This window comes from Acuticoccus sp. I52.16.1 (genome assembly GCF_022865125.1).
GTDB lineage: Bacteria > Pseudomonadota > Alphaproteobacteria > Rhizobiales > Amorphaceae > Acuticoccus.
The window spans coordinates 1-26,694 of the sequence record NZ_CP094829.1 but is presented as its reverse complement, the minus strand read 5'-3'; the positions used below and the strand labels follow the sequence as shown (position 1 = coordinate 26,694).

Here is a 26,694-nt window from a genome sequence, read left to right as displayed (position 1 = left end):
GTAATAGCTTCCGAATCGTAATTTTCGACAATCTTCGCTCGTTCGAATTCCCGAAATCATGCGGGCGATGTTCGGATTTCCGAACATTCAAGTCGTTTACTGTCGGGCGCAGCTTCCCGCCGTTTATTCGCCCGATCCCAACCGGCGGATCTTCTCCCACAGCGTCGTCCGGGAGATGCCGAGGAGCCTCGCCGCCTCCTGCATCTCGCCGCCGGCATCGCGCAGGGCCCCGTCGATCGCGCGGCGCTCCGCCGCGTCGCGGATGTTGGCGAGCGGCCCACTCGGCGCGCGGGGAGCTATGCGAGCGGGCGGGAACAGATCCGCCGGCATCAGCGCCGGTCCTTGCGCGAACACCACCGCCCGTTCGAGCTTGAAGCGCAGCTCGCGCACGTTGCCCGGCCACGAATAGGACCGCGCCGCCTCGATCGCGAGGGCGCTCAGCGGGCGAATGGCGCGGCGGGCGTTTGCGCTGGCGGGGCCGACGAGTTCCTCGAGCAGCCACTCGACATCGTCGGGACGCTCGCGCAGCGGCGGGATGTCGATCGCGAACATGTCGAGGCGGTAGAGGAGATCCTCGCGGAACTGGCCGGCCTGCGCCGCGTGGCGGACGTTCCGGTTCGTGGCTGCGACCACCCGGGCTTTGAATGGCGTCGCCTTCTCGCTGCCGAGGCGATGGAAGCTCTTCGCCTCGAGGAGGCGGAGCAGCTTGGGCTGCAGCGCCAGCGGCATCTCAGCGATCTCGTCGAGGAACAGGACGCCGTCACGGGCTCGCTCGGCGTAGCCGGCATGGCGAGCGCTCGCACCGGTGAAAGCGCCTCGCTCGTAGCCGAACAGCTCGCTCTCGAGGAGTTCCGCCGGGATTGCTGCGCAGTTCACGGCGACGAACGGCTTGTCCGCCCGCGATACCTCGTGCAGGCGTCTGGCGGCGACTTCCTTGCCAACGCCGGTCTCTCCGGTGATGAGCACCGGGCCGTCCTGATCGGCGATGCGATGGATCAGATCGTCGATCTCCAGCATCGCCTCCGAGACACCGAGCGGCGTCGCGCCACGAGCCTGCGGGGCGAGACCCGCGAGCCGCTCCAGGAACAGCTTCATCTCGAACGGCTTCGTGACATAGTCGCTGGCGCCGCCGCGGATCAGGCGGACGGCCTGGTCGATCTCGCCGTAGGCCGTCATGAAGAGAACCGGCCCGGCGAACCCCGCCGATCTGAGCGCGGTGTAGACCTCCTCGCCCGAGGATCCGGGCAAGCGTATGTCGCAGGCGACGATGTCGGGGGCCGCCCCTGCGGCCCAGGCTCGGAGCGCCGTCTCCCCGTCCTCGAACAATTCGACGGCAAAGTCTTCCAGCTCCAGCGCGTCGACCAGCGACTGCCCCATGATGGGATCATCCTCGATCACCCAAACCTTCGTCGCGTCATGCCGCTTCATCGCTCGGCTCCCGCACGCCAGTCGTTCTGATGGGAAGGGTGAGTGTGACGACGGCGCCGCCCAAGGCGCCGGTGCCGCAACCGATCGTGCCGCCGGCCTCGCTGACCACGCGCCGCACCATCCAGAGGCCGAGTCCGCCCGGCTCGCCGATCGGCGCCACAGCTTTCGCGTCGGCGAGGATCCGTTCGGCAGCTGCCGAGAGGCCAGGCCCGCTGTCGGCCACGGCAATGCAAAGAGCCGCATTGGAAGCGCTCGTCGTGACGGCGATCCGTCCGCCGGGTGGCGATGCTTCGATGGCGTTGAGGACGAGATTCAGAACCGCCTGCCGGACGAAAGGGGTTGCGAGGTGGACGTCGCCACTGAGCTGCGAGCACCACTCGGCGCGGATCTGCCGCCGCCGCGTGGCGGCCTCGGTCAGGAGACGGATATCGTCAAGATCACGGGCCCCGAACGGACGGCTGGCGCGGTCCGGGCGGTAGGTCTCCAGCGTTGCGGTGACGATGTCGCGGATGCCGGAGAGTCCTCGCTCGATCAGCGCCACGGCCCGCGTCCGCGCCGCCGGCTTGTCACCATGCCGCTTCACGGTGTCGAGCGCATTGAACAGCCCGCCCAGCGGGTTGTTGATCTCGTGCGCCATCCCGGAAGCGAGCCGACCGAGGCTGGTCAGACGCTCTTCCGTCGCCAGGCGTGCCGCGAGACGCGTGCGATCGCGCTCGGCGGCGACGAGGCTGTTGTAGGCGGTCATCAGGCGATGGCCTTCCGTCCCCTCAGTCGGCATGTGCTGCGGCGCGATGGGCGACGGCGGGGCGCCGGCGCTGCCGGCCATATGCCGCGTCAGGATGCGCATCGGCGCGATCATGCGGGTGACAGCGAAATAGCCGAACGCCGCGAAGAGGAGGGTGAGGACGGCATTGGTCGCAACGAGCATCCGGGCGACCCTGCCGCGCTCGGCAAGGAGAGGCGCGATATCGACGAGCGTGTAGATGTCGCCGATCTCTGTCCCCTGATAGCGGATCGTCCGACGCAGCCGCGCGTGCCCGGTCGTCTCGTCGATCTCCGCACCGCCCTCGGAAAGCGCTTGGAACGCCGCCGGCAGCGGCCCAAGGGACGGCACCCGGCGAGGATCCGTCGCCGCGAGGACGATGCCGTCCCGCCCAGTGACGATTGTCTCCACCGGGCGCACGCTCTCGTAGAGCGCCAGCGAGCGATCGATGGTGTCGAACACCTCCCAGATGTCGTCTCTGAGAACATGGGGAACGAGAGAGCCGGCGAGGCCGTCGAGATAGGCCGAGGCGAGTTCGCCGAGGTGGCGCTCCTGGGTCTCAGCGAGACGGCTCATCACGCGCTCGGAGATCGCCGCACTGATCGCGATCATCAGCGCGACAACGAGGAGCGGCACTTTGATCGTGAGGGGAATTCGCCGGAGCCAGTTCATGAATGCGAGCCGACGAGAGCGACCTTTTCCGCGATCGGGTCGAACAGCGCGTCCGCGGCCATGACGAAGCCGTCGAGTTGGAGCGTCGCGAGGACCCGCCGGCCGAGCTCTGCGGACGCCATCGTGGTGAAGGCCTCGCGGACCCGAACCAGGCGGTCCGTTCCCTCCAGCGCGCGCGGGGCAGCGATCGGAGGGAACCCGAGCCACTCGGAGCGCCGGACGATCTCCACCCGGCGCGTGAGTTCCGGCTCCACGTTCGTGAGGACCTCGAGCACATAGCCGTCGACCGAGCCCGACTGGGCGAGCCCGGCGGCCACTGCGCGCACGACGTTGCGATGGCCTTAGGTGAAGATCGCGCGACGGAAGAACGTCCCCCGGTCGAACCCGCGTTCGGCAAAGAGCGCCTGGGTGACGAGGAATCCTGAGTTCGAGTCCGGATCGGAATAGGCGTGGAGGTCGCCGGCGAGGTCGCCGATGCCGGCAACGGACCGCCCGACTTCCGCGATGAGGTAGGACTGGTAGAGCGGCTTCCCCCTCCAGAGCGGGACCGCTGCCAGCGTCAGCCGATCGCGAAAGGCCACGTAGGGAAAGCCGCAGATCCATGCCGCATCGAGCTGACCGGCGACGAGAAGCGCGGTGATCTCCTGATAAGTCCGGCGGGTGACGAGCTCGACGGGAGAGCCTGTGGCGGTTTCAAGATAGGCTTTGAGGTCCGCCAGGAGCTGCAGGTCGTCGCTCAAGAAGACCGGCGTCAGCCCGAAGCGGAGCGTCTCCGCCGCCTTCAGGGCCGGCAAAGGAACCAGAAGCGCAGATAGGCTGCCGAGCACCGCGCGACGGGTGAACCCGGAGCGCGTCGCCCCTCTTCTCTCGACGTTCATCCCTAGGGTCCAGCGCTTGTCCAGGCGAGGATGATGAGGCGATCGTCGCCGACATCGAGAAAGACCCGCACAAGCTTGGCATCATGGGTTACGGGTATCTGTTCGAGCACGAAGCGACGCTCCGTGCCGCGACGATCAACGGCATCGCACCCGCCTTCCTGACAATCTCGAGGCTGGAGTACCCTCTCGCGCGACCGCTCTTCATCTACCTGAAGAACCGGCACGAGAAACTCGTCCCCGGAATGTCGGAGTTCGTCCAGGAATATGTGCGCGGCATGAACCCGGTGGGCGGATACCTCTTCACACACGGTCTGGTGCCATATTTCGAGCAGGTCGATTTCGAGCAAGTTGCCGGCGATGCGATCGACAACAGGCAAATGAGCCCGCCGACCGACTGAGCTGTCAGGTCGACGAATGGCATTGACATTCTCCATATCTCTATATTTATCGAGATATGGAGAATGAAGACGCCCTGGCGGCTTTGTCCGCTCTCGCTCAGGAGACACGACTTGCGATCTTTCGCTTGCTCGTCGAGGCAGGCGCGGAGGGACGGGCCGTGGGCTCGATCGGCGAGGCCCTCGGCCTCCCCTCGGCGACGCTGTCCTTCCACCTGAAGGAGCTGAAGAACGCGGGCCTCGTTGCCGTGCGGCGCGAAAGTCGCTCGCTGATCTACAGCGCCAGCTTCGCCACCATGAACGACCTCATCGGCTTCCTCACCCGCAACTGTTGCGGGGGCGACATGACGGCGTGCGATCTCACCGAGATCCGCGCGCGCAGAGAGACGACATGACCATCACGATCTATCACAACCCCGCCTGCGGGACGTCCCGCAACGTCCTCGCGCTGATCCGCAACAGCGGCGAGGAGCCGCAGATCATCGAGTATCTCAAGACGCCGCCGAGCCGGGAGCGGCTGGTGGCGCTGATCGGCGCAATGGGCATTCCCGTGCGCGATCTCCTGCGTCGCAAGGGAACGCCGTACGACGCGCTCGGGCTCGACGACCCCAAATTCTCCGACGACGAACTGATCGACCTGATGCTCGAGCATCCGATCCTGATCAACCGGCCGATCGTGGAGACGGAGATCGGCACGCGCCTCTGCCGGCCATCGGAAACGGTGCTCGACATTTTGCCGAGCCCGCAACACGGGGCCTTCACGAAGGAAGACGGCGAGCCGGTCGTCGATGCCGAGGGGCATCGCATCACGCCGGCTGAGGCTGCCCGATGAGCGCCTCCGAGACGACGGCCCCGGCGCTCGGCGAGGCGCCCGGCTGCATCGGCATCTTCGAGAAATGGCTCTCCATCTGGGTCGCGCTGGCGATCACCGCCGGGCTGATCCTCGGCAATACGCTGCCCGGCCTGTTCCAGACCCTCGCCGGATTCGAGGTCGCGTCGGTCAACCTCGTCGTCGCGGTGCTGATCTGGGCGATGGTCTACCCGATGATGGTGGCGGTCGACTTCGCCAGCCTCTCCCATATCGGCGACCGGCCGAAGGGGCTCGTGCTGACGATCATCGTCAACTGGCTGATAAAACCCTTCACCATGGCCGGCCTCGCCGTCCTCTTCTTCGAGGTCCTGTTCGCCGACTGGATCGCACCGGCCGACGCGCAGCAATATATCGCCGGCCTCATCCTGCTCGGCGCGGCACCGTGCACGGCGATGGTGTTCGTCTGGTCGCAGCTCACCCGCGGCGATGCCACCTACACGCTGATGCAGGTGTCGGTGAACGACATCATCATGATCTTCGCCTTTGCGCCGATCGTGGCGCTGCTGCTGGGCGTCACCGACCTTTCGGTGCCATGGGAAACGCTGCTCCTCTCGGTCGGCCTCTACATCCTGATCCCGCTCGCCGCCGGCGCGCTGACACGGCGCTGGCTGGCGCGGGGAAGCCGTGACCCAGAGGCTGCCGTTACGCGTTTCACGGCCGCCGTGAAACCTTTCTCGGTGATCGGTCTCCTCGCCACCGTGGTGCTCCTCTTCGGCTTTCAAGGTCAGGTGATCCTGGAGCAGCCCGTGCTGATCGCGCTGATCGCCCTACCGCTCCTTATCCAGTCCTACGGCATCTTCGCCATCGCCTATGCCGCGGCCTGGGCCTGGCGGGTGCCGTTCAACGTGGCGGCCCCCTGCGCCCTGATCGGCACGTCGAACTTCTTCGAGCTCGCGGTCGCGGTCGCGATCAGCCTGTTCGGCCTCTCCTCGGGTGCGGCGCTCGCGACGGTCGTCGGTGTCCTCGTCGAGGTGCCGGTGATGCTGTCCCTCGTCGCCTTCGCCAATCGCACGCGCCACCACTTCCCGGCCGGCGCATGACGGACCACGCCGTGCCGATCGAGGATCTGCCGAACATCGACCCGGACGCGCTGCAGCCGATCGATGTCGCCGCGCTCGCGGGCGAAGGGGCGCCGGCCCATCCGCCCCGCGTCCTCCTCCTCTACGGCTCGCTGCGGGAGCGCTCCTTCTCGCGCTTCGCCGCCGAGGAGGCGGGGCGGCTCTTGCGCTGGTTCGGCGCCGAGACGCGCACGTTCGACCCGCGCGGGTTGCCGCTTCCCGACGCCGAGGAGCCCGACCACCCGAAGGTCCGGGAGCTGCGCGAGCTCGCCATGTGGTCGGAAGGAATGGTCTGGTCCTCGCCGGAACGGCACGGGGCGATGACCGGACTGATGAAGGCGCAGATCGACTGGCTGCCGCTGTCCCTGGGCGGGATCCGGCCCACCCAGGGAAAGACGCTCGCGGTGATGCAGGTCTGCGGCGGCTCCCAGAGCTTCAACGCCGTCAACCAGATGCGCATCCTCGGCCGCTGGATGCGCATGGTAACGATCCCGAACCAGTCCTCCGTGGCGAAGGCCTTCAACGAGTTCGACGAGAACGGCCGCATGCGGCCGTCGCCCTACTACAACCGCATCGTCGACGTGATGGAGGAACTCGTGAAGTTCACCCATCTCACCCGCGACCGCTCGGCTTATCTGACCGATCGCTACTCGGAGCGGGTGGAAAGCGCAGAGCAGCTGTCAAAGCGCGTCAACCAGCGCTCGATCTAGCGGGTCCTCGGCGGCCTGTAATTGCTGGCGCAGAGCCCACCGGGGCGTGCGTATCTGCAATCAGGTATTTCGGCAGCTTCGGCAGACGGGCGCAGCCGAGATTGAGCTGATCCCGAGGGTCGGCCCTGGCCGAATTGGTTGGTGACTACGCTGCGATGCGGGAGCAGGTGTCGCCACCTACGGCCGCGGCTCGCCAAGGCCGACGTTTTGGGCCGCAACGCTGCGCTTCATGAGCCGTCGAGCGTCTCGAGCACGGCGCATTCCGGCACGTCCTCGCCGGAGCAGCGTTTCGCGGTCGCCGATAGCACTTTCTCAATCCGCTTCAGATCCGCGATCTTCGCACGCACATCGGCGAGGTGGCGCTCGGTGCGTTCCTTGACCTCCGCACAGGTCTGGTCGCCGCCATCCACGAGGTCGAGAAGCCCACGTGTCTCATCGATCGAGAAGCCAAGCTCCCGGGCGCGCAGGATGAACTTCAGCCGCGAGACATGGCTCGTGTCATAGACGCGGTACCCCGCCGGCGTGCGCGGCGGGTCGGGTATCATGCCGATCTTCTCGTAGTAGCGGATGGTCTCGAGGTTGCAGCCGGTTCGCCGGGCCAGCTCAGCGCGCTGTAATCCCCTCCCGGACACGTGATCGGACAATTCTGAAAAACCCTCTTGAGTCTGTAGTTGGTACAGACCTTACACAAGGACGAGCACCGGATCGAGAGGGCGCAGCGATGGCCATGACGAAGCAGCAGAGCGCAGCACTGGCGGGCGATGTCCCGGATCGGCGGAAGGGCTGGCTCGCGGCCGGAGGCGTCCTCGGCGCGGTGTTGGCGTCCACCTGCTGTATCGGGCCGCTCGTGCTCCTGTCGCTCGGGATCTCGGGCGCGTGGATCGGCAATCTGACGGCCCTGGAGCCTTACAAGCCCGTCTTTGCGGCCATCGCACTCGTCTTCATCGGGCTCGGGTTCTGGCAGGTCTACGTCCGGCCGAGGATGGCGTGCGAGCCCGGCTCCTACTGTGCGCGTCCCGGCTCGGCGCTCTTCACCAAGACGGCGCTGTGGTTTGCCACCGCTCTGGTGCTGGCCGCAATCACGATCGGCTGGTGGGCCCCCTTTCTCTACTGAACCAGGAGGATTCGATATGAAATCCCATCTCGTCCGCGCCGCGGTGGCGCTTATCCTCGGCGTCGCGCCGCTCGTCGCGCCATTCGGCACGTCTGCTTCCGCCCAGACGGCGTCGGCACAGGCGGAACTCCGGAGCGCCACGTTCACCGTCGAGAACATGACCTGCGAGCTCTGTCCGGTGACGGTGAAGCGGGCCATGGAAGGCGTCGAGGGCGTCCAATCGGTGCAGATCGATTTCGAAGCCAGGACCGCCACCGTCGTGTTCGATCCTGCCGTCGCCACCCCCGAGGCGATCGGCGCCGCCTCGGCCGGCGCCGGCTATCCCGCCAGCGTAAAGGTCTGACGTCGACATGAAGGATCGGACGCTCATCAGGACCGGCGTCGTCGGGGTAGTCATCGCGGCCATCTGCTGCTTCACGCCCGTCCTCGTGATCGGTCTCGGGGTCGTGGGCCTGTCTGCCTGGCTCGATTACGTGTTGCTGCCGGCGCTGGTCCTGTCGATTGGGCCGATCGGCTACGGGATATGGCGGCAGCGCCGAGCGGCCGATTGCTGCGCGCCCATCGCTCAGTCGAAGAACGAAGGACGCTGACATGGAAGATTGCTGCTCGACGCCGCGCAAGGGCGGCTACGACCTCGCAGTGGTCGGCGCGGGATCAGCCGGGTTTTCCGCCGCCATCACCGCCGCGGAACTCGGTGCGCGGGTCGCCTTGATCGGCCACGGCACGATCGGCGGCACCTGCGTGAATGTCGGCTGCGTGCCGTCGAAGACGATGATCCGGGCCGCCGAGGCACTGCACGGCGCCGGAGCCGCCGCACGTTTCCCCGGACTTTCGGCCGAAGCCCGCGTGACCGACTGGTTGTCGCTCATCGCGGCGAAGGACGATCTCGTCACGACGCTACGACAGAAGAAGTACGCGGACCTGCTGCCGAACTACGAGACGATAGACTACATTGAAGGTCAGGCGCGTTTCAATGGCGGCGCTCTCCTGGTCGACGGCGCGCCGCTCCGCGCCGGCAAGGCGATCATCGCCACCGGCGCGTCTCCGGCGATGCCGGACATCGCCGGCCTCGAGGACGTGCCGGTCCTGACCAGCACAACGGCGCTTGAGCTCGCCGAGCTTCCTCGATCCCTCCTCGTGATCGGCGGGGGCTACATCGGTTGCGAGCTCGCGCAGATGTTCGCGCGTATGGGAACGGCGGTGACGCTCGTGGCGCGCTCGCGCCTCCTGCCCGAAGTAGAGCCCGAGATCTCGGAGGCGCTGACAGGGTATCTGCGCGACGAGGGCGTCGTGGTTCGCACCGGCCTTTCTTACCGTCGCATCGCCCGCGGCGGTGACGGCGTCACGCTCACCGTCCTCGCCCGCGGCCGGGATGAAGCTCTGACAGCAGCGCAGGTCCTTTCGACGACCGGCCGGCGCCACAACACCGTCGATCTGAACCTGGCAGAGGCTGGTATCGAGCGCGACGGCCGCGGCGCGGTGGTCATCGACGACCGCATGCGGACGACGCGATCCGGCGTCTACGCCGCGGGCGACGTCACCGGGCGCGACCAGTTCGTCTACATGGCGGCCTATGGCGGGAAGCTCGCGGCGAAGAACGCGTTGAACGGGGACAGTCTTACCTACGACAACAGTGCGATGCCGTGGGTTGTGTTCACCGATCCGCAGGTGGCGGGCGTTGGGCTGACGGAGGCGCAGGGGCGCGCCGCGGGCCATCGGGTCAAGACCTCGATCGTGCCGCTCGATCAGGTGCCGCGGGCGCTCGCCGCCCGGAACACGCGCGGGCTCATCAAGCTGGTGGCGGATTCCGAGACCGACCGCATCCTCGGTGGGCAGATCCTCGCGCCCGAGGGTGCCGACAGCGTACAGACGCTGGCCATGGCCGTGAAGGCCGGGATGACGACGCAGGCGCTCGGCGAGACAATCTTCCCCTATCTCACCACCGTCGAGGGGCTGAAGCTCGCCGCCCAGAGCTTCGGTAAGGATGTTGCGAGGCTTTCCTGCTGCGCCGGATGAGCCCCGAGCCCGCGATCCGAGGAGACGAGATGACGGAGAGATACGACCTTGCGATCATCGGAACTGGAACGGCCGCCATGGTGGCAGCGAACCGAGTGCGCGCGGCGGGATGGAGCGTCGGACGATTTCCGGCCCTACGGCGGCACCTGCGCCCTGCGCGGTTGCGACCCCAAGAAGATGATGATCGGCGACGCCGAGGCGGCGGATCACACCCGGCGCATGAAGGGCCGCGACGTCGAAGGCGCGGCCGATCTCGACTGGCCGGGTCTAATGACCTTCAAGCGCGGCTTCACCGGTCCGGTGCCGGACAAGCGCGAGAAGGCATTCACCGAGAAGGGGTCGACGCCTTTCACGGGCGCCTCCGTTTCACCGGCCGCAACGCGCTTGAGATCGGCGGTGAGGCGGTCGAGGCGCGCCACATCCTGATCGCGGCAGGCGGAGCCAGTGCGGGCTCGGTATCCCCGGCGAGGAGCAACCCGATCGACAACGCGGGCTTCCTGGGGCTCGAGACGTTGCCGAAGCGGATCGTGCTTGTCGGCGGCTACATTGCGGCCGAGTTCTCGCATGTCGCGGCACGTGCCGGCGCAAAGGTGACGATCCTGCAGCATGGCGAGCGCATGCTGAAGCATTTCGATCATGACCTCTTCGGATGGCTGATCGACAAGTTCAACCAGCTCGGCATCTACGTTCGTACGAACGCGGAGGTGACCGCGATCGAAATTATCTGCGGCGGCTCCCGGAGCTTCAACGCCGTCAACCAGATGCGCATTCTCGGCCGCTGGATGCGCATGGTGACGATCCCGAACCAGTCCTCCGTCACCAAGGCGTTCAACGAGTTCGACGAGGCGGGCCGGATGCGAGCCTCACCCTACTACAACCGGATCGTCGACGTGATGGAGGAGCTCTTCAAGTTCACCGTCCTGACCCGCGGCCGCTCGGCCACCCTCACAGACCGCTATTCGGAGCGGGTCGAAACCGCCGAGGCGCTGTCGAAACGGGTCAATCAGCGCTCGATCTGATTGCGGCGACGCAGTCGCCGGCGCGATCCGACCAGCGCTTCGAATTCGGTCATGACGGCGGCGCGTTGCGCTGGCTCGGCGAGGTCGTGAATGCGGGCGTCGCGACGGCGTCGCCGGGCTCCTGCCGCATGTGCTTCGCGGCGATGGCCCACCAGGCGAGCTGGGACGAGACGCGGCCGAAATAGCTATCCCATCGGGCGCCGTCCACGCCCTCCTTCGCAAGCCCCTCCTCGTCGAACACGTCCTGGACGAAGGGAACGTGCACCATGGCGGAGACCGGCAGACAGCCGAGCTCCGACAAGAACGTCCGCATGACGACGGCCGCCCGCGTGCCACCCCATTGCCCGGCGGAATAGGTCACGATCGCGCTCGGCTTGAACGAGAAGAGCGAGCTGCCGAAATGATTGAGGAGATCCGCGAGTGCCGGACTCATCGAGTGGTTGTACTCGGGGCTCACCATGACATAGCCGTCGGCATGCCCTATCCGCCCAGCCAGCGTCTCGAGCGCGGCCGGCGCTTGCCCCGCTGGATAGGCGAAATGCGGCTTGAACGGCTTCGGGATGGAGATGTCGAGAGGGTCCACCAGTTCGGGGCAATGCCCGGCGGCAACGAGGTGGGCACTCATCGCGCGCGCCACGCGCAGCCCGAGCCGCGCCGGGCGCGGCGGCGCACTGTCCCGGACCGAGCCGACTACGACGAGGAGGTTGAGCGGCGTCGCCATCAGGTGATCGCCCGTCGTACTACTGCACTGACCCACTCGCTCACGATCACGGTCGCGAAGATCACGAGGAGGATCATCGTCACCTGCGGCCAGGCGAGCACATTCAGCGAGGATTGCAGCTTCAGCCCCAGGCCACCCGCGCCGACGAGGCCGAGCACCGCGCTCTCGCGGATGTTGATATCCCAGCGAAACACCGAGATGCCCCAGAAGGCGGGCGCGATCTGCGGCCAAGTTCCGTAGTTGAGCCGCTGAAGCGGGCCGGCGCCCGTCGCCTCGATGGCTTCGAAGCCTCGGCGTACACGGCCGGATCCTCGACGGGTGTATACGCAAAGATGAGGGTGTCGGGATCGACGAGCTGCGTCGTATCGGTGGGGATGTCGGCAACAAGATCGCCGTCAGCATCCTGATAGCGGCTGTCGAGCTTGAACTCCGCGTGAGCAACGGGCGCGACCGCAAACGCAACGGCGGCAACAGCGCCCATCAGAGCGCAACGGGTGAACATGAGCGTTCTCCTAGTGGATTGATCGGATCAAAAGAGTCCGGCTTGTGGATTCCATATTGGATTGCGGCGTGCGAGTCTGGCGCATGCGCACCGGTATCTCCTTCACGTTATCTTCGCGCGACCGCCAGAGATTGCTGGCGATCGTCGCGTCACCGCGGAGCCCGCAGAAGCATGTCTGGCGGTCGCGTATCGTGCTTTTGAGCGGCGACGGTCTCGGCACTTCGGCGATCATGGCTGAGACGGGCAAGTCCAAGACCTGCGTGTGGCGCTGGCAGGAGCGGTTCATGAGCGAAGGCGTCGATGGCCTGCTTCGCGACAAGTCGCGTCCGCCAGGCAAGGCTCCGGTCGCGCCCGATCACGTCGCCGAGATCGTCCGCCTGACGCTTGAGCCGCCGCCGTTCGAGGCCACCCATTGGACGCTGCGGGCGATGGCGAAGGTGGCCGGCGTGGCGGCTTCGACCGTGCAGGGCATCTGGAAGGCGCACGGACTCAGCCCGCACCGCTGGCGGCACTTCAAGCTCTCCAACGACCCGGCCTTCGCCGAGAAGCTCACCGACATTGTCGGCTTGTATGTCGATCCGCCGGCTCATGCGGTGGTGCTGTCGGTCGATGAAAAATCGCAGATCCAGGCGCTCGACCGCACCCAGCCCGGCCTCCCGATGAAGAAGGGCCGCGCCGGCACCATGACCCACGACTATAAACGCCACGGCACCACCACGCTGTTTGCCGCACTCAACGTGCTCGACGGTACGGTCATCGGGCAGAACATGCAGCGCCACCGCCATCAGGAGTTCATCCGCTTCCTCAACCGCATCGAGCGCGAGGTGCCGCCCGATAAGGCCATCCATGTGATCCTCGACAACTACGCCGCGCACAAGAAGGACAAGGTCCGTGCCTGGTTCGACCGCCATCCGCGCTGGACCTTCCACTTCACGCCAACCTCGTGCTCCTGGCTCAATGCCGTCGAAGGCTTCTTCGCCAAGCTCACCCGGCGCAGGCTCAAGCACGGCGTCTTCTATTCCGTCGTCGATCTTCAGGCCGCCATCAACCGCTTCGTGAGCGAATACAATGCGGCGAACCCAAAACCATTCGTCTGGAAAGCCGATCCCGATGATATCATCGCCGCTCGAAACAGAGGGTTCCAAACGTTGGAATCAATCTACTAGAGAACGACCCCAACAATTTCCTCAGGCTCCGCCACCCTTCTGAGGAGATATACGCTCGTCAGTATCGCGCAAGACGCGCGGAACATTGCGCTTTCGATGACAGCGACCGAACCAGCGATTCCGGTACCGAGCGAGGATGGCGGCCCCCATCAGCACGAGAAAGGTCAGCAGCCTCCGAGCATTTCTTAATAAACGTGTCGAATTATTATGAAAACGTCAACAACATGCGTAGCCCTTGCGGGCCTCCTTGCTATGAGTTGCTTGCGCAAATTCGCGCGCCGGACGACACTTCAAACTGCTCGTCAGTAATCTTGGTCTGCAGACCGACCGCGCCGCTCGAGGGAGCTTGAGGCGGCGCGCCTCGACGAGGGTGCTGTGGCCCTTCAGCTTGAGTCTCTTTGTTCCGGTGTCCCGGAGCATGAGGGCCGGGGGAATGGCACAGCGTGACACCTGCGGGAGCGCATCATGGCCTCCCCCGCAGCACCGCTTAATTCCGATCTCCCCTCCCTCCCCGCTCAGCGCGCGGGGCGCAGCGGGTTGATGAACGGGATGCCATCGAAATCCTTTTCGTTGTCGGTGACGACGGTGCAGTCGTTGGCGAGGGCGATGGCGGCGATCATGGTGTCGAGCGCGCTGCGTGGGCAGCCCCTGGCGCTCGCCTCTGCCATCAACTCCGCCCACACAAACGCGGCCGCTTCGTCGAAGGCGAGGATTCGCCCGGCAAACAGCGCGCGCGGACCGTCGGGTCCGTCGAACCAGGCCTCCAGCGCGCGGCGCCGCTTGCCTGCCGACTTTTCGAGGACGCCGCGGCGCAGCTCGGCCACGGTGAGCGTTGCGATGAAGAGGTCTTGGTCGCTCTGATCGCCGAGCCACGCGAGAAGCGGCTCGGAGGGTTGGGGCTTGACGGCGTTGCTGATGATGTTGGTGTCGAGAAGGAAGCGCATCAGATCTCGACGGTGCGACCTTCGCTGCGCTCACGCTGGACGTCCAGATCGGCGCCGACGAGGGGCGAGCGTCGCAGCGCTGCCAGGATGCCGCCCTTTTGCGGCGTTTCGCCCAGCACCGTGCGACGCACCGTGTCGCGCAGGCGGGCCGCCGCGTCGGTATCCTCCGAGAGCTGGCGGGCAAGGCTGCGGATGAGCTCGCGATCGGTGTCGCGGCCGATGACTTCGAAGCGCATAAGACCGCGCTCACCGAGGCGCGTGCGATAGCTTTCGACGGCGCGTTGCTGTGCCTTGCCCATGAGCCCTCCCCATCGTGCCTGCCGGCTATATATCCGGTCATACTCGGTTGCAAGCTTCGGCGATTTCTGCGCCGGCGGGGCGCGTCCTCCGCCAGCGGTTCACACCTTGGAAAGAGGTTCGTGCTTTCTAACGGTGTACCGCGACACACGGTATCTGCGCGCAAACGTGGCACATGCACGAGGCCCCCGACATGACCGACACCCCGCCCTATTTCAGGATCGATCCGGACGCGGCGCTGCGTGATCTAGGGGATCCGGCAACGACCGAGGGTTTCGCTGCCATCGCGCGGGCCTGCGCGGCGGGCCGCAAGGACCTCATCTCACGCGGCATCAACGAGCGTGGCGAGCGCCGGCTACGCCCGTTCTCCACCTGGGAGATCACACGCTATCTCATTCCCGTGGCGCCGGCGCATTTTCGCCGCGTACTGCGGGCGAACCCCGAGTTGCCGCAAGGCTATTCGGAATCGGAAGGCGGGGCGAAATGGTTCTCGCTCGACGAGGTGCTGAAGTTGCGCGCCTTCTTCGGCGCAGAAGGGTCGAAGGCCAAGAAATACCTGCCTTACCGGCCGAAGGGCCTACCGGCCAAGGTGGTCACCGTGGCCAACTTCAAGGGTGGCGTCGGCAAGACCTCGACGGCGGCGCACCTTGCCATGTCGGCCGCACTCGACGGCTACCGCGTGCTGGCCATCGACCTCGACAGCCAGGGCTCGATGACCTCCATCTTCGGCGGCGAGGTGGCAGACGAATGGGACACGGTGTTCCCCCTGGTGGCACGCCATTATGCGCGCTTCGTGGAGGCCGAGAACGAGCGGCGTGCCAAGCGCGGCGACGCACGCCTGACGCTGGACGAGACGCTGAAGGACGCGCTCACGGTGAAGGCGGCCGACCTGGTGCGCAAGACCCACTGGCCCAACATCGACCTAATCGGTGCGCAGCTAAACCTCTACTGGGCTGAGTTCCAGATCCCGGTCTGGCGCATGGCGGCGGGCGGCTGGAATCTGTGGGATGCGCTGGGCGAGACGTTGGCCGACGATCATCTCCTCACCGACTACGACATCATCTTCCTCGATACGCCCCCTGCCCTCGGCTATCTCACCATCAACGGCCTCTCGGCGGCGGACATCCTCCTAGTGCCGCTGGGTGCCTCGTTTCTGGAGTTCGACTCCACGGGCCGCTTCTTCGACATGCTGCATTCCACGTTCAGCTCCATCGAGGACGGCGAGAACCGCGCGGCCCGAGCGCTGGGGCGTCCCGAAACGATGTTCCAGTGGGATGCGGTGCGCGCCGTTGTCACCCGTTTCGACGCGGCACAGCAGGGCGAGCTCGCCTCGCTGATGCAGGCCTATCTCGGCCGCACCTTGAGCCCGCACCGGCAGGACTTTACCGCACTCATCGGCCAGGCGGGCGAGCAGGTGCGCGGCATTTACGAAGCCGACTATCGCGACTTCAACCGCGAGACCTACGCCCGCGGTCGCGAAACGTTCGACGCCACTTACGCGATGCTGAAGAGCCTCATCCTCGGCGCCTGGCGCCGCGACGAGGTCGCGGGGCGGGAGGCTGCCGAATGAGCCTTTCCACCCGCTCAGCGACCCCGAAGCGTTTCGCATGCGAAACGCCTGCCTGCCATCCAGCCGTTTTGAGGAGGAGCCGTCGTGGCCAAGCGTAAGCGTCTCACCCCAGCCCGTCTGGCACCTCCGACTGCGGACGAACGCGCCCCGGAGACCAAGAGCGCCGATCCGGTTGTCCCCGCCAGTGCCACCGACAGCAACGCAACACCGCGGCGACGGCCGCCCATCGCCGGTGTGGCCGGTGAGGCTGCGGCCATTGCTGCCCTCAACGAGATGGGTCAGGGCCTCGAGGCGGCGCGGTCCGAAGGCCGCCTGTTGCTCAACATACCGCTCGACGACATCGACGTCGGTTACCTGGTGCGCGACCGCATCGTCCTCGACGATGAGGAGATGGCCACGCTCACGGAAAGCTTGCGGCGGCGGGGTCAGCAGACCGCTATCGAGGTGGCCGATCTCGGTGAGGCGAGGGCGGGCGGACGCTGGGGCCTCATTTCTGGCTGGCGTCGGGTGATGGCGCTGCGCAACCTCGGAGCCAGCGATGTTCTGGCCGCCATTCGCCATCCTCAGTCGGCCCGGCTGGCCTATCAGGCTATGGTGGAGGAAAACGAAATCCGCGCCGCGCTCTCCTACTATGAGCGGGCGCGGATCGCGGTGCGTTCCGCCGAGACGGGCGTCTATCCCGATACCCGCACGGCCCTTTCGGACCTTTTTGCCTCGGCGAGCCGTCCCCGCCGCTCCAAGATCGGCAGCTTCATGCTGCTGGTGGAGGCGCTCGACGGCGTGCTGAAATTTCCCGCTGCCATTACGGAGCGGCAGGGCCTCGCGTTGGTGAAGCTCCTCGACGGCAATGGCGATGCCATCGATCGCGTGCGCGACGCGCTGGCGACTGCCGCACCGCGGACGGCAGATGAGGAAACTGACGTTTTGGCTCGTCTCCTGTCGCCCACGCGTCCAGCGGCGGCCGCTCGGTCCAAACCGCGGCAGGAATATCTCCGTCCTGGCCTTCTCTGTCGCGAAACGGCCGAGGAAATGGTTCTGCGCGGCCCGGAGCTGTCCCAGGAACTGCGCGAGAAAGTGCGCCAGATGTTGCGGCAGGAAGGCTGAACCGGCGGCTTTGCCTTCCTGTGTTTATTGTGTTTCCTATGGGTTTAAGTGTTTAGGGTCGGCTGGTTGAATCCAATTGACTGAAATAATTCGGGAATTTGGCTTCTCTCGCGGCGTTGCGGTGGGCGATTCCCGATTCAGGGTGGGTGAAACCCGAAATGAGGGTGGGTTATTCCCGAGTCGCGGTGGGTGAATCCCGATTCCTTCGCGACGCGCGCAAATGGAGCAAGGTGGGTGATTCCCGAGGCGAAGGCGGTCTCTGCGGGTGCATTTTGCAGCCCTTCGGGGGCCATTTATCGCGAAACTTGCGGCTGATGGCGGCTGTGTGCCCGGTTTTGCATAGGAAGGTCCGCCTGGGCGGTGGGTGATTCCCGACAAACGGCCGCGCCTCAGGTAATTTCGGTGGGTGATTCCCGAATCGCTCGGCCGCGCCGCCACGCCGCGAGGTGGGCGATTCCCGACGGGGATTGCGTCCTTTAGACTGGCAGGAAGGGTCGTGCGAGCGCCGCCAGGGTAAGTTTTGACCGGCTGTCGCATGCCCGAAAACGGGCAGGGATCGTCCGGCACAGAGGGGCGGTGGGTCATTCCCGATAAAGCGGTGTGCGTTTCCCGACAAAATAGGCTAGGCTTGCTAGGCGGTTCGGTCGATGCCGGGCCGGTGGGGGGTGATTCCCGAATTCTGGCGGTGGGTGATTCCCGATGGATCGCCCGGCACTTTGGACTGGCAGTACCGCCGGCGAGGCAAGTCACAATCGGCATTGAGGGCGAGAGGGGCGAGGGCAGATCATGGGCGCACTCTATGACGAGGTGGGTGATTCCCGACAGCTGGCGCTGACGGAAGACGACCCGCGCGTCGATCGCGACGGGCCGGCTCCGCTCAAGGCGCCACGCTCGCCGCAGGGCGATCTGTTCGTCTGCGATCTTTCCGACGTGATCCTCAAGGACGACATGGCCTCGATGGAGCACCCGTTCTATTCGCTCACCAAGAAGCCCGACCGCGAGCCGCGCCGCTACACCTACGGCAACAAGTGGATCGAATTCCGCCCGTCCGTCAAAGGGCTGCCGACGATCTACGACAAAGACCTCATCATCTACGCCATCAGCCAGATCATGGCGAAGCACGAGGACGGGGACCCGCTGCCCAAGACTGTGGAGATCGACCCTTATGCCTTCCTCGTCTACACCCAGCGCGGCACCGGCGGGCGCGACTACGATGCGCTGTGCGACAGCCTCGACCGGCTCGACGGCACGCGCTTTCGCACCAACGTCGTCTTCGAAGGCACGCGCAAGGACGAGTGGATGGGCATCATCGACCGGGCGGCGCTCGAGACCGACGAGATCAGCGGCAAGCCGCGAAGCCTGCGCATCACCTTGTCCGACATGGTGCTGGAGGCCATCGAGCGGCGGGCGGTGCTGACCCTTCATCGCGACTATTTCCGCCTCAAGCGGCCCGTTGAGCGCCGGGTCTACGAGCTCGCGCGCAAGGCGGTGGGCCAGCAGGACAGCTGGAAGCCCTGGCCCTTGACGCGCCTCCACCAGAAATCCGGCTCACGCTCCACCCTGAAGGAGTTCCGCCGCGCCATCAAGGAACTCGCCCGCAGCGATCACCTGCCCGACTACCGGGTGGTCTTCGACGAGGCCGAGGACACCGTCGCCTTCCACAATCGCGGGACGATGCCGCGCAAGTCGGCGGGCGCGAGGGGTGCTCACGGCAGGGGAGGGGAGGCGCCCCCCATCGATCTCGGCGCCGAATGGCAGGACATCGCCCGCAAACATGCGCCAGCCTGGGATCCCTACCTGTTGCGGCAGGAGTGGGAGGCCTGGTGTGCGAAATCAGGCACCGCCATCAAGCGGCCGAAACCCCATTTCGCAAAGTTCTGCGCCAGCTGGTATCGCCATCACGGCGAGGCGTGAGCGGTCGAAAGACATTCGCGGCGAGGTGTGGCGTTTCGCGCGCGAAACGGTGGCGGGGAGGGGGCGTGCCCGCTCAGACGTCGATGAGGCTCGGCAGTTAGGCGCTGAGAGCGGGGAGGGCGATGATGATCGTGAGGGTGACGAGGTCGGTCAGGATGAACCACGTCACTCCCTTGAAGATCGTCGTCAGCGAGACCGTGTCGCCTAGCGCGCCCTTGATGACGTAGACGTTGAGACCCACCGGCGGACGAGGTCCTGGCCGTCCCGTCCGAAATAGGTCGATAACCCGGGCCGTAATCGATTCGTCGCTCCGAGACTCCCTCCCCCACCGACTTTATGTCACCGAAGTTACCGGCCTCCATGCGAGCGATCGCCGTTCGAGAGCACTACATGGGCATGTCGCGCATCAATGCAGACCACCGGAAGGCCGCGCTGATTGAGCCCGCGCCACAGCCAGCTGGACATCATCCCGTTTCCAAGCCAATCCGCGACGCCGCCGGTGCGCGCTCGCCATTCGGCGAGGCACATGCGACCGGCAGGCACCTTCTCAAGCAGCGGAATTGCGACGCGCACATCGCCGCGCTGGCCGGGGGTGAGCTGGAACGCGATCGGCCGACCGCGACCGTCGGTCAGTAGGTGGATCTTGGTGCTGCGACCGCCGCGCGAGCGGCCGATATCCTGGCAAGACGCCCCCCTTTTCCGCCGGCGGAAGAGCGGTGGGCCATTGCGTGGTGCTATCGATGCAATGGGCATCGTCGGGGCTGACCTCGCGCAAGGCCTCGAAGAGGCTCTGCCAGAAGCGCCGCTGAGACCACCGGTGCCAGCGATTGTAGATCGTCTTTGGCGGGCCGTAGACCGCCGGCACATCACGCCAGCGGCAGCCGCTCCTCAGCACGTGGATGATGCCCGAGATCACGCGGCGATCATCGACGCGCCGCGCACCGGGCTGGTTCTTCGGCAGGTCGGTGACAGAGCCACGCTTCTTCCATTTGGCGACGGTCTTCTGATTGATGCCGTAGCGCCTGGCGAGAACTCTCAGGCTCTCTTGACTATTTTGTATTGCTCGACGGATCGCCTCTGTCGTCGTGGCGCTCCCGTTTGCAGCGAGACGGTCGAAGCCGCGCTCCGCGAACATGGCGACCGGGCGAAGCTGATCGCCGGCGGCCGGAGTCTCGTTCCGATGATGAATTTCACGATCCTGCCTCGGAGGTGCCGCTGATCCTCACGCTGCTCTGCGCAACACTCCGGGCGACCGGACCGAAAGGTTGGCGCGAGATTCCGGCCGATGCCTTCTTCACCGGTCTGATGGAAACGGCACTCGGGCAGGGCGAGACCCTCGTCGAGATCGAGATCCCGCACGGGCCGCAACCTGGCGCTGCAGCGCCGGCGACAGCGTTAACCAAAGTTTTTCTAGGTTTATGCTCACATTCAGCCACCGAGATTAGATCTAGTAGATTGATTCCAACGTTTGGAACCCTCTGTTTCGAGCGGCGATGATATCATCGGGATCGGCTTTCCAGACGAATGGTTTTGGGTTCGCCGCATTGTATTCGCTCACGAAGCGGTTGATGGCGGCCTGAAGATCGACGACGGAATAGAAGACGCCGTGCTTGAGCCTGCGCCGGGTGAGCTTGGCGAAGAAGCCTTCGACGGCATTGAGCCAGGAGCACGAGGTTGGCGTGAAGTGGAAGGTCCAGCGCGGATGGCGGTCGAGCCAGGCACGGACCTTGTCCTTCTTGTGCGCGGCGTAGTTGTCGAGGATCACATGGATGGCCTTATCGGGCGGCACCTCGCGCTCGATGCGGTTGAGGAAGCGGATGAACTCCTGATGGCGGTGGCGCTGCATGTTCTGCCCGATGACCGTACCGTCGAGCACGTTGAGTGCGGCAAACAGCGTGGTGGTGCCGTGGCGTTTATAGTCGTGGGTCATGGTGCCGGCGCGGCCCTTCTTCATCGGGAGGCCGGGCTGGGTGCGGTCGAGCGCCTGGATCTGCGATTTTTCATCGACCGACAGCACCACCGCATGAGCCGGCGGATCGACATACAAGCCGACAATGTCGGTGAGCTTCTCGGCGAAGGCCGGGTCGTTGGAGAGCTTGAAGTGCCGCCAGCGGTGCGGGCTGAGTCCGTGCGCCTTCCAGATGCCCTGCACGGTCGAAGCCGCCACGCCGGCCACCTTCGCCATCGCCCGCAGCGTCCAATGGGTGGCCTCGAACGGCGGCGGCTCAAGCGTCAGGCGGACGATCTCGGCGACGTGATCGGGCGCGACCGGAGCCTTGCCTGGCGGACGCGACTTGTCGCGAAGCAGGCCATCGACGCCTTCGCTCATGAACCGCTCCTGCCAGCGCCACACGCAGGTCTTGGACTTGCCCGTCTCAGCCATGATCGCCGAAGTGCCGAGACCGTCGCCGCTCAAAAGCACGATACGCGACCGCCAGACATGCTTCTGCGGGCTCCGCGGTGACGCGACGATCGCCAGCAATCTCTGGCGGTCGCGCGAAGATAACGTGAAGGAGATACCGGTGCGCATGCGCCAGACTCGCACGCCGCAATCCAATATGGAATCCACAAGCCGGACTCTTTTGATCCGATCAATCCACTAGTTATTGTCAGACAAAGCATCATTCGTTGCAGGCACGGTGCGTCGAGTTGGCGGTGAGGTCTGAGCACCCAATAGGTAACATGTGACCTGCCCAGCTATTGCTTTGCGCTGCTAGCCAGGATCATCCGTTGTCCAATGCGATCACTATCTCCTCAGGCGAGCGCCCGGGCATCACTGGGCTGGTGGGTGGTCGGTCATAGTCCGGCGGCTTTTGTAAGGTTGACGCGGAAGCGATCGCGGCGGCGTTGGTAGCGTCGGGTCATATCGGCGGAGGCGTGGCCGAGGTGTTTTTGGACGTAGCGCTCCTCGACTTCGGCGGAGGAGGCGAGGCCGGCGCGCAGGGAATGGCCGGCGAACTTTTGCGCCCGTTCGCCTTCGGAGAGATCGCCACGGATACCGGCGGCCAGCGCCGCGCGCTTGACCACCCGTGCGACTTCCTGATCGTTGAGCCTGTCGCTCGCGAGCAGCTTGCCGCGGCCCGTGACGCGACGAAACAGCGGCCCGTGCGCGATGCGGCCGAGTCTCAGCCAGGTCTCGATCGCTGCAACGGGGCACGTGGTCTCCGCCGAGCCGCGGCCGATCTCGACCTCGCGCCATCCGGTTTTGCCGCGCAGGGTGACGATCAGCCCCTTGTCAAGAATCTCGATCCAGCCACGGCCGTCATCGGTCTGGTCGCGGCCGACATCAAGACCGACGATTTCGGAGCGGCGCAGACCTCCGGCGAAGCCGAGCAGGAGCATGGCCCGGTCGCGCAGGCCGCGCAGCGTGCCGCGATCGAGCGTTTCCAGCATGGCGATCAGATCCTCGGGGAGGATCGCCTCCTTCTGGCGGGCAGGGGAGGAGTGCTTGTTGCGCACGCCGGCCATCACGGTTGCGATATGGCGGTCCTTGCGGTCGAGCGGCTGTCCCTGTTGCGCATAGTGCCAGCTCAATGCCGAGAGGCGGCGCTCGATCGTCGTGACGGCGTTGGGTTTCTTGTCGCCGCTTACCGTTCCGGAGGCACAGGCAGTGATGTAGAGGCCGACGGTTTGCGGATCGGGCGGCAGCACGTCGAGGCCCTGCCGCCGGCACCAACCGGTAAAATGTTTCCAGTCGGCGGCGTAAGCGCGGCGTGTGTTGGCCGAGCTCGCGGCTTCGACGTAGCCGCGCGCCCGCTCGACGAGATGCTCGAGGTGTGCCGGCGGTAGCGCATGCCGGGCGGGGGAGGGGGGCGCCGCGCCGGCGCCCTGCGTTGCCGACGGAGCGGGGAGGGCTTTTGCGGGGTCTTGGGCGCGCGAATCGGTCATCTCCTCTATAAAGAGCGAAACGACTGATAAGGCAACATTATCGTTCCTCAGAAGAGGGCGACAGGTGCGGCGCTTTTCGTCCGAAAACGCATCGAAAAGCGCCGCGATGGGCAGGCTGACCTTTGGCTGATTCGCATTTGAAGCGGTGTCTGGCACATGAAGACGCTAGGTCTTGCGCAAAACGTCGTGCTTGATGTGAGCCATGCTTCTCGTCAATTATTCGGCCAGAGCTGCGCCCCTTGGCAACGAGATCGGCGGAATGGCGGGTGAGGTGGCGCTCGGCATAGGGCGGGTGTAGGCTTGCTTGCGATATGGACTAGTATGGACTAGATCGGGGATGGCATTCATGACCCATATCTGGACGATCGCCGAGGCCAAGGCGCGTCTGTCCGAAGTGCTGCGGCGCGCCGGAGAGGAAGGGCCACAGCGCATCGGTACTCGCCGCGGCTACATGGTAGTCTCAGAAGCCGAGTGGCAGCGCCTTCAGGCGCCGCGTCAGCGGCTCGGCCACTGGTTGGTCCAGAACTGGCCTCAGTTGGGCGAACTCGAACTCCCCTCGCGTATTGAGCCACCACGTCCCAATCCTTTCGATGAGCCTTCGTGACGGGCGTGCTCCTCGACACCAACGTGATCTCCGAGCTTACCAAGCTCAACCGCAACCCGCAGGTGGTTGCTTATCTCGACACGCTGGAGGACGGATTCATTTCCGTGATCACGCTGCATGAACTGCGCTATGGGCTGGAGCGGCTCGGAGACGGAACGAGGCGGCGAACTCTGACCGAGACGGTGGAGCGTTTCCTTTCGCTTTATCAAGACCGCGTTTTACCGGTCGGTGTGCCCGAAGCGAGAGCGGCGGCTGCCCTACGCGCCGGACAGGCGCAGCGTGGGCGCACGTTACATCTTGCCGATGCGCTGATCGCGGCGACTGCTCTGGTGCACGGTCTGACGCTGGCGACCCGCAATCTTGGGTTTGGAGTCGCGCTCTACAGCCCCTGGGGCGAAGATTAGGTTGGCCCGCCGTCGGCCTTTTGCAGCGCCTCCATCAGCGCCATCCTGTCCTCGGTCATCGGGTCCTCTGTGGATCGGTTGAAGTCGGCAAACTCCACCGTACCCGCACGTCCCGATGGCCACCCCCAACCCACGCCCGAAACTCCACCACTTCCGTGGACGCTAACCCGCGAGTCTGCAGAGCGACGCGAAGTCGATTTAGCTCATGAGGCGGGCCGGACAAGGGACCATTCGTATCACAACAGGACTGTTTTTTGATACGAACGACCGCGGCCAAACGCGGCGCTATATGCCACTCGGTAGGGCGCAAAGCGCCGCAATGAGAGAGGCTCACAGATGGCCCGTGCGCGAATCATGCCCGAACCGCCGCCACACTTCCCGCCGGTTCCCAACTGGTCGCGCCCGCCGACGTCAGGCGAAGCCGTTGACGACGCGAGCTTTCTCTGCGGCGCTGCCCTCGCCGCCATGCATCCGGTCGCCCGCCACGAACACCCGCTCGGCATTTTATGGCGGCAGCGCTTGTCGCTGACCTGTGCAGCGATGTTAGCCAACCTCGGCGGCCGGACAGAGGACGAGGCGATTCTGCGCGACCACTGGTATCTGCGCCGTGCTGGCGATGATCCAGGACCGGCCGGGCGCTTGCTCAAGGTCTGGCGTTGGCTGGGCGAGCGTTCTGCGATGTCCCCCAGCGAGTGGGAGATGAAGCTCGCGACGTTGCTCGGGCACACCTGCGATGATGCGCTCCAGAACGCCATTGCCTTTGCCTCTGACCAGCGGAAAGGGCAGGGGAGCGCGGTCCGAATCGCGGCCGCGGTCGCGGCGAACAGTCTGCGGGTTCGGCCCGATAGCCGGCCGCTTGCGCTCTGGCTCGCGGACGCGGTCCTGGCGCATCGTCTGAATTGGCCGTCGCCCGTGCCGTTGCTTGCGGCGTACCTGAAGCGCGGCGATTTCCCTAACGCCGCCGCGCACGGCGATGGCGATAGCGCCTGGCTCGATGCCTGCAACCTCGCCTATGCCCGGGGCGCCGCGGCGGCGGCCGACCGCTATCTCGATCTGGCCCGGCGCGCCGAACAACTTCTCCAGGTGGCACCGCAGCTGCGGAGCAGGGATGCCGATAGAATGGTGGCGATCCTGCTCAGTGAGGACGCGCAGCCTGCCAGATCCGGCAAGGCGGCGAGCGCTCGCTCAAGCCGACGGATGTTCCAACGTCTGGTCGCACTGGGGGGCGTGCGCGAGCTCACCGGACGGCCGACCTTTCGGCTCTATGGGCTGTAGATCATGACGCGCCGCCAGCGGACCAAACGGGATCTCGACGTCGAACTTGCAGATTTGCCGCCAGATCTACGCTGGCGGGAATGGATGGGCCGTGTCGAAGCGGTGATTTTCGCCTCGCCCGAGCCCGTGGGCCGCGAGGTTCTGGCACGTGTCGTCGGCCGCGAGTGCAACCTCGATCTGATCATCGACGATATCCGCAGCGAGCTGCGTGGCCGAGCCTACGAGCTTGTCGCGGTCGCCGGCGGTTGGCAGTTCCGCACCAGAACGGGTTTTGCTACCGCCATTCGTGCCGCCACCGGCCTTGGTGACGAGACGCAGGCGCTATCGCAGTCAGATGCGCTGGTCTTGATGTGCATCGCGTATTTCCAACCGATCACACGCGGCGAGCTCAGCGTTTTTTTCGGCAAGGACGTCAGCCGTGATGTCATCGGCCACCTGCGCTCGCTGGGCTTTATCGCGGCGGGGCCGCGCAGTCCGACTCCAGGCGCCCCCTACACCTATGTCACTACGCCGTCGTTCCTGTCGCATTTTGGCTTCGACACTCTGCGGGACCTGCCGGATATGGAAGCCCTCGAGGACGCGGGCTTGCTGTCCAAAGAGAAGCTGATGGCGGGGGATATTCCCGTCGCCGGGCGCTTCATGCGCGATGATGACGAGATCGACTAGCGAGCCTGCTTTCATGTCAGGCCGGCGGTCCCGTCAATCTGGCTCTGTTGGTCAACGATCAAGCAAACGCGAATGAACGCATGCCGTTTGTCAATCGGGACCATCGGTTCAGGCGCCGGCGGGACAGGTTGTCTTTGGCATCGTGCTTCAAATGGCAGCGCTGGCAAAGTGCGGCGAGGTTTGACGGCGCGTTGTTGAATGAATCGTGGTCAAGATGGCAGCACGCGAGAGACACCGTCGAGCGACGCAGACCGATCATCGCGGCATCCTTCTCCGGAGAGACCAGTTCGGGCCAGAGCCACACTTGTTGAAGCGCCTGCTTCTGGAGCGCCGAAAGCGGCGCCAACTTGACCTTTTTCCCGTTCTCGTCGCGCCAAGCCTCGCCTGTCCACCAGAGACCGACGTGTCCCGAAATGCGCATCTCGCCAAGATGCCAAACGCGCGCACCATGCGGTTTCGTGCACCGTTCACAACATCCCTGCGCACGCTCGAAGCGAATAACATGGCTCAGCTCCGGCCAATCGATGGGGTAGAACCCCCGTTGTTCGCGTCGTATCGGCATTGCCGGTCTATTCCTTGATCGGACCAGATCTCGATAGCATACCGTCTTTTGTTTCTGTTTGGAGGGTCACGTCCGTCAATGAGGTGGAGAATTGGGGTGTAGCGAGGGAGGCCATCGTCATGCGGCCTTGGCGGTGGAGATGAGTGGTGGAGC

At 65.4% G+C, this 26,694-nt stretch carries 29 protein-coding genes and 7 pseudogenes; 20 read left to right on the top strand and 16 right to left on the bottom strand.

Annotated features, from left to right (window positions below; translation table 11 throughout):
• Positions 1–123: 123 nt before the first annotated feature.
• The 3 genes and pseudogenes from MRB58_RS23140 to MRB58_RS23130 form a co-directional block, all read right to left on the bottom strand.
• The gene (locus MRB58_RS23140) at positions 124–1,428 is read right to left on the bottom strand and encodes a sigma-54 dependent transcriptional regulator (protein ID WP_244782174.1); all 1,305 of its coding nucleotides are present in this window, start codon (positions 1,426–1,428) and stop codon (positions 124–126) included.
• Positions 1,415–2,863 (bottom strand): sensor histidine kinase, encoded by a 1,449-nt coding sequence (locus MRB58_RS23135; protein WP_244782173.1) that lies wholly within the window; start codon positions 2,861–2,863, stop codon positions 1,415–1,417. The genes MRB58_RS23140 and MRB58_RS23135 overlap by 14 nt, the downstream gene beginning before the upstream one ends.
• Positions 2,860–3,741, bottom strand: a pseudogene (locus MRB58_RS23130) (PhnD/SsuA/transferrin family substrate-binding protein). Before MRB58_RS23130 ends, MRB58_RS23135 begins: the two are co-directional and overlap by 4 nt.
• An 83-nt stretch (positions 3,742–3,824) precedes the next feature.
• On the opposite strand from MRB58_RS23130, the gene MRB58_RS23125 reads away from it, so the two are divergent.
• The 5 genes from MRB58_RS23125 to arsH are packed head-to-tail and all read left to right on the top strand — an operon-like array spanning position 3,825 to position 6,775.
• Positions 3,825–4,139, top strand: coding sequence for a hypothetical protein (locus MRB58_RS23125; protein WP_244782172.1), 315 nt, complete (start codon positions 3,825–3,827; stop codon positions 4,137–4,139).
• A 56-nt stretch (positions 4,140–4,195) separates the two neighbouring features.
• Positions 4,196–4,531: a helix-turn-helix transcriptional regulator gene (locus tag MRB58_RS23120; protein ID WP_244782171.1), complete on the top strand. Its 336-nt coding sequence runs from the start codon at positions 4,196–4,198 to the stop codon at positions 4,529–4,531.
• Positions 4,528–4,968, top strand: coding sequence for an arsenate reductase (glutaredoxin) (gene arsC / locus MRB58_RS23115; RefSeq protein WP_244782170.1), 441 nt, complete (start codon positions 4,528–4,530; stop codon positions 4,966–4,968). Before MRB58_RS23120 ends, arsC begins: the two co-directional genes overlap by 4 nt.
• Entirely contained in the window at positions 4,965–6,047 is a 1,083-nt protein-coding gene (arsB, locus tag MRB58_RS23110; protein ID WP_244782169.1) for an ACR3 family arsenite efflux transporter, read from the top strand. Before arsC ends, arsB begins: the two co-directional genes overlap by 4 nt.
• Positions 6,044–6,775 (top strand): arsenical resistance protein ArsH, encoded by a 732-nt coding sequence (arsH, locus tag MRB58_RS23105; RefSeq protein WP_244782168.1) that lies wholly within the window; start codon positions 6,044–6,046, stop codon positions 6,773–6,775. Before arsB ends, arsH begins: the two co-directional genes overlap by 4 nt.
• A 227-nt stretch (positions 6,776–7,002) precedes the next feature.
• Here arsH and MRB58_RS23100 read toward each other — a convergent pair whose 3' ends face one another.
• Entirely contained in the window at positions 7,003–7,419 is a 417-nt protein-coding gene (locus tag MRB58_RS23100) for a helix-turn-helix domain-containing protein (protein ID WP_244782167.1), read from the bottom strand.
• Between the two features lie 77 nt (positions 7,420–7,496).
• Here MRB58_RS23100 and MRB58_RS23095 point away from each other — a divergent pair, with 77 nt between their 5' ends.
• From MRB58_RS23095 to MRB58_RS23070, 6 genes and pseudogenes are all read left to right on the top strand, one after another.
• Entirely contained in the window at positions 7,497–7,889 is a 393-nt protein-coding gene (locus tag MRB58_RS23095; protein ID WP_083551893.1) for a mercuric transporter MerT family protein, read from the top strand.
• 16 nt (positions 7,890–7,905) lie between these two features.
• Positions 7,906–8,232: a heavy-metal-associated domain-containing protein gene (locus MRB58_RS23090; RefSeq protein ID WP_244782166.1), complete on the top strand. Its 327-nt coding sequence runs from the start codon at positions 7,906–7,908 to the stop codon at positions 8,230–8,232.
• Positions 8,233–8,239: 7 nt separating this feature from the next.
• Positions 8,240–8,479: a mercury resistance system transport protein MerF gene (merF, locus tag MRB58_RS23085; RefSeq protein WP_244782165.1), complete on the top strand. Its 240-nt coding sequence runs from the start codon at positions 8,240–8,242 to the stop codon at positions 8,477–8,479.
• 1 nt (position 8,480) lies between these two features.
• Positions 8,481–9,905: a mercury(II) reductase gene (merA, locus tag MRB58_RS23080; protein WP_305853230.1), complete on the top strand. Its 1,425-nt coding sequence runs from the start codon at positions 8,481–8,483 to the stop codon at positions 9,903–9,905.
• Positions 9,902–10,564 (top strand): annotated as a pseudogene (locus MRB58_RS23075) (FAD-dependent oxidoreductase); the annotation flags it as partial. The gene merA and the pseudogene MRB58_RS23075, both read left to right, overlap by 4 nt.
• A gap of 60 nt (positions 10,565–10,624) precedes the next feature.
• Positions 10,625–10,924, top strand: a pseudogene (locus MRB58_RS23070) (arsenical resistance protein ArsH); the annotation flags it as partial.
• A gap of 49 nt (positions 10,925–10,973) precedes the next feature.
• On the opposite strand, the gene MRB58_RS23065 reads toward MRB58_RS23070, so the two are convergent.
• From MRB58_RS23065 to MRB58_RS23055, 3 genes and pseudogenes are all read right to left on the bottom strand, one after another.
• On the bottom strand, positions 10,974–11,645 hold the full coding sequence (locus tag MRB58_RS23065) for an NADPH-dependent FMN reductase (protein ID WP_244782164.1): 672 nt from the start codon (positions 11,643–11,645) through the stop codon (positions 10,974–10,976).
• Positions 11,645–11,929, bottom strand: a pseudogene (locus tag MRB58_RS23060) (PhnE/PtxC family ABC transporter permease); the annotation flags it as partial. The gene MRB58_RS23065 and the pseudogene MRB58_RS23060, both read right to left, overlap by 1 nt.
• A pseudogene (locus MRB58_RS23055) lies at positions 11,926–12,126 on the bottom strand (phosphate/phosphite/phosphonate ABC transporter substrate-binding protein); the annotation flags it as partial. The pseudogenes MRB58_RS23060 and MRB58_RS23055, both read right to left, overlap by 4 nt.
• Positions 12,127–12,230: 104 nt before the next feature.
• Here MRB58_RS23055 and MRB58_RS23050 point away from each other — a divergent pair.
• Complete coding sequence (locus MRB58_RS23050) at positions 12,231–13,313, top strand: IS630 family transposase (RefSeq protein ID WP_244782163.1); 1,083 nt, start codon at positions 12,231–12,233, stop codon at positions 13,311–13,313.
• A 515-nt stretch (positions 13,314–13,828) separates the two neighbouring features.
• Here MRB58_RS23050 and MRB58_RS23045 read toward each other — a convergent pair.
• Positions 13,829–14,257 carry a type II toxin-antitoxin system VapC family toxin gene (locus tag MRB58_RS23045; RefSeq protein ID WP_244782162.1) on the bottom strand — a complete coding sequence of 143 codons (429 nt, stop codon included), beginning with the start codon at positions 14,255–14,257 and terminating at the stop codon, positions 13,829–13,831.
• Complete coding sequence (locus MRB58_RS23040) at positions 14,257–14,556, bottom strand: hypothetical protein (protein ID WP_244782161.1); 300 nt, start codon at positions 14,554–14,556, stop codon at positions 14,257–14,259. The genes MRB58_RS23045 and MRB58_RS23040 overlap by 1 nt, the downstream gene beginning before the upstream one ends.
• A gap of 191 nt (positions 14,557–14,747) precedes the next feature.
• On the opposite strand from MRB58_RS23040, the gene MRB58_RS23035 reads away from it, so the two are divergent.
• From MRB58_RS23035 to MRB58_RS23025, 3 genes are all read left to right on the top strand, one after another.
• The gene (locus tag MRB58_RS23035; RefSeq protein WP_244782160.1) at positions 14,748–16,124 is read left to right on the top strand and encodes an AAA family ATPase; all 1,377 of its coding nucleotides are present in this window, start codon (positions 14,748–14,750) and stop codon (positions 16,122–16,124) included.
• 84 nt (positions 16,125–16,208) lie between these two features.
• On the top strand, positions 16,209–17,228 hold the full coding sequence (locus MRB58_RS23030; RefSeq protein ID WP_244782159.1) for a ParB N-terminal domain-containing protein: 1,020 nt from the start codon (positions 16,209–16,211) through the stop codon (positions 17,226–17,228).
• 786 nt (positions 17,229–18,014) lie between these two features.
• Positions 18,015–19,142 carry a replication initiator protein A gene (locus tag MRB58_RS23025; protein WP_244782158.1) on the top strand — a complete coding sequence of 376 codons (1,128 nt, stop codon included), beginning with the start codon at positions 18,015–18,017 and terminating at the stop codon, positions 19,140–19,142.
• A 97-nt stretch (positions 19,143–19,239) separates the two neighbouring features.
• On the opposite strand, the pseudogene MRB58_RS23020 reads toward MRB58_RS23025, so the two are convergent.
• The 4 genes and pseudogenes from MRB58_RS23020 to MRB58_RS24995 form a co-directional block, all read right to left on the bottom strand.
• Positions 19,240–19,389: pseudogene (locus MRB58_RS23020) on the bottom strand (TRAP transporter large permease); the annotation flags it as partial.
• 101 nt (positions 19,390–19,490) lie between these two features.
• Entirely contained in the window at positions 19,491–19,775 is a 285-nt protein-coding gene (locus MRB58_RS25005; RefSeq protein WP_371747318.1) for a hypothetical protein, read from the bottom strand.
• Complete coding sequence (locus tag MRB58_RS25000; protein WP_371747317.1) at positions 19,690–20,058, bottom strand: transposase; 369 nt, start codon at positions 20,056–20,058, stop codon at positions 19,690–19,692. The genes MRB58_RS25005 and MRB58_RS25000 overlap by 86 nt, the downstream gene beginning before the upstream one ends.
• A 39-nt stretch (positions 20,059–20,097) precedes the next feature.
• Positions 20,098–20,277, bottom strand: a pseudogene (locus MRB58_RS24995) (helix-turn-helix domain-containing protein); the annotation flags it as partial.
• Between the two features lie 74 nt (positions 20,278–20,351).
• Between MRB58_RS24995 and MRB58_RS24990 the strand changes: the two are divergent.
• Entirely contained in the window at positions 20,352–20,639 is a 288-nt protein-coding gene (locus tag MRB58_RS24990; RefSeq protein WP_371747316.1) for an FAD binding domain-containing protein, read from the top strand.
• Here MRB58_RS24990 and MRB58_RS23000 read toward each other — a convergent pair.
• Both MRB58_RS23000 and MRB58_RS22995 read right to left on the bottom strand, forming a co-directional pair.
• Positions 20,590–21,672 carry an IS630 family transposase gene (locus MRB58_RS23000; RefSeq protein WP_244782157.1) on the bottom strand — a complete coding sequence of 361 codons (1,083 nt, stop codon included), beginning with the start codon at positions 21,670–21,672 and terminating at the stop codon, positions 20,590–20,592. The two genes, MRB58_RS24990 and MRB58_RS23000, sit on opposite strands and share 50 nt — an antisense overlap.
• 266 nt (positions 21,673–21,938) lie before the next feature.
• Positions 21,939–23,030 carry a tyrosine-type recombinase/integrase gene (locus tag MRB58_RS22995; RefSeq protein WP_244782156.1) on the bottom strand — a complete coding sequence of 364 codons (1,092 nt, stop codon included), beginning with the start codon at positions 23,028–23,030 and terminating at the stop codon, positions 21,939–21,941.
• Between the two features lie 346 nt (positions 23,031–23,376).
• Here MRB58_RS22995 and MRB58_RS22990 point away from each other — a divergent pair, with 346 nt between their 5' ends.
• The 4 genes from MRB58_RS22990 (at position 23,377) to MRB58_RS22975 (ending at position 25,979) form a co-directional block, all read left to right on the top strand.
• Positions 23,377–23,634, top strand: a complete 258-nt coding sequence (locus tag MRB58_RS22990) for a type II toxin-antitoxin system Phd/YefM family antitoxin (protein WP_244782155.1) — start codon at positions 23,377–23,379, stop codon at positions 23,632–23,634.
• Positions 23,631–24,038: a type II toxin-antitoxin system VapC family toxin gene (locus tag MRB58_RS22985; RefSeq protein ID WP_244782154.1), complete on the top strand. Its 408-nt coding sequence runs from the start codon at positions 23,631–23,633 to the stop codon at positions 24,036–24,038. Before MRB58_RS22990 ends, MRB58_RS22985 begins: the two co-directional genes overlap by 4 nt.
• Positions 24,039–24,374: 336 nt before the next feature.
• Entirely contained in the window at positions 24,375–25,313 is a 939-nt protein-coding gene (locus tag MRB58_RS22980) for a DUF1403 family protein (protein ID WP_244782153.1), read from the top strand.
• Between the two features lie 3 nt (positions 25,314–25,316).
• Positions 25,317–25,979, top strand: coding sequence for an SMC-Scp complex subunit ScpB (locus MRB58_RS22975; protein WP_244782152.1), 663 nt, complete (start codon positions 25,317–25,319; stop codon positions 25,977–25,979).
• 58 nt (positions 25,980–26,037) lie between these two features.
• On the opposite strand, the gene MRB58_RS22970 is transcribed toward MRB58_RS22975, so the two are convergent.
• Positions 26,038–26,325 carry a hypothetical protein gene (locus tag MRB58_RS22970; protein WP_244782151.1) on the bottom strand — a complete coding sequence of 96 codons (288 nt, stop codon included), beginning with the start codon at positions 26,323–26,325 and terminating at the stop codon, positions 26,038–26,040.
• Positions 26,326–26,694: the final 369 nt, after the last annotated feature.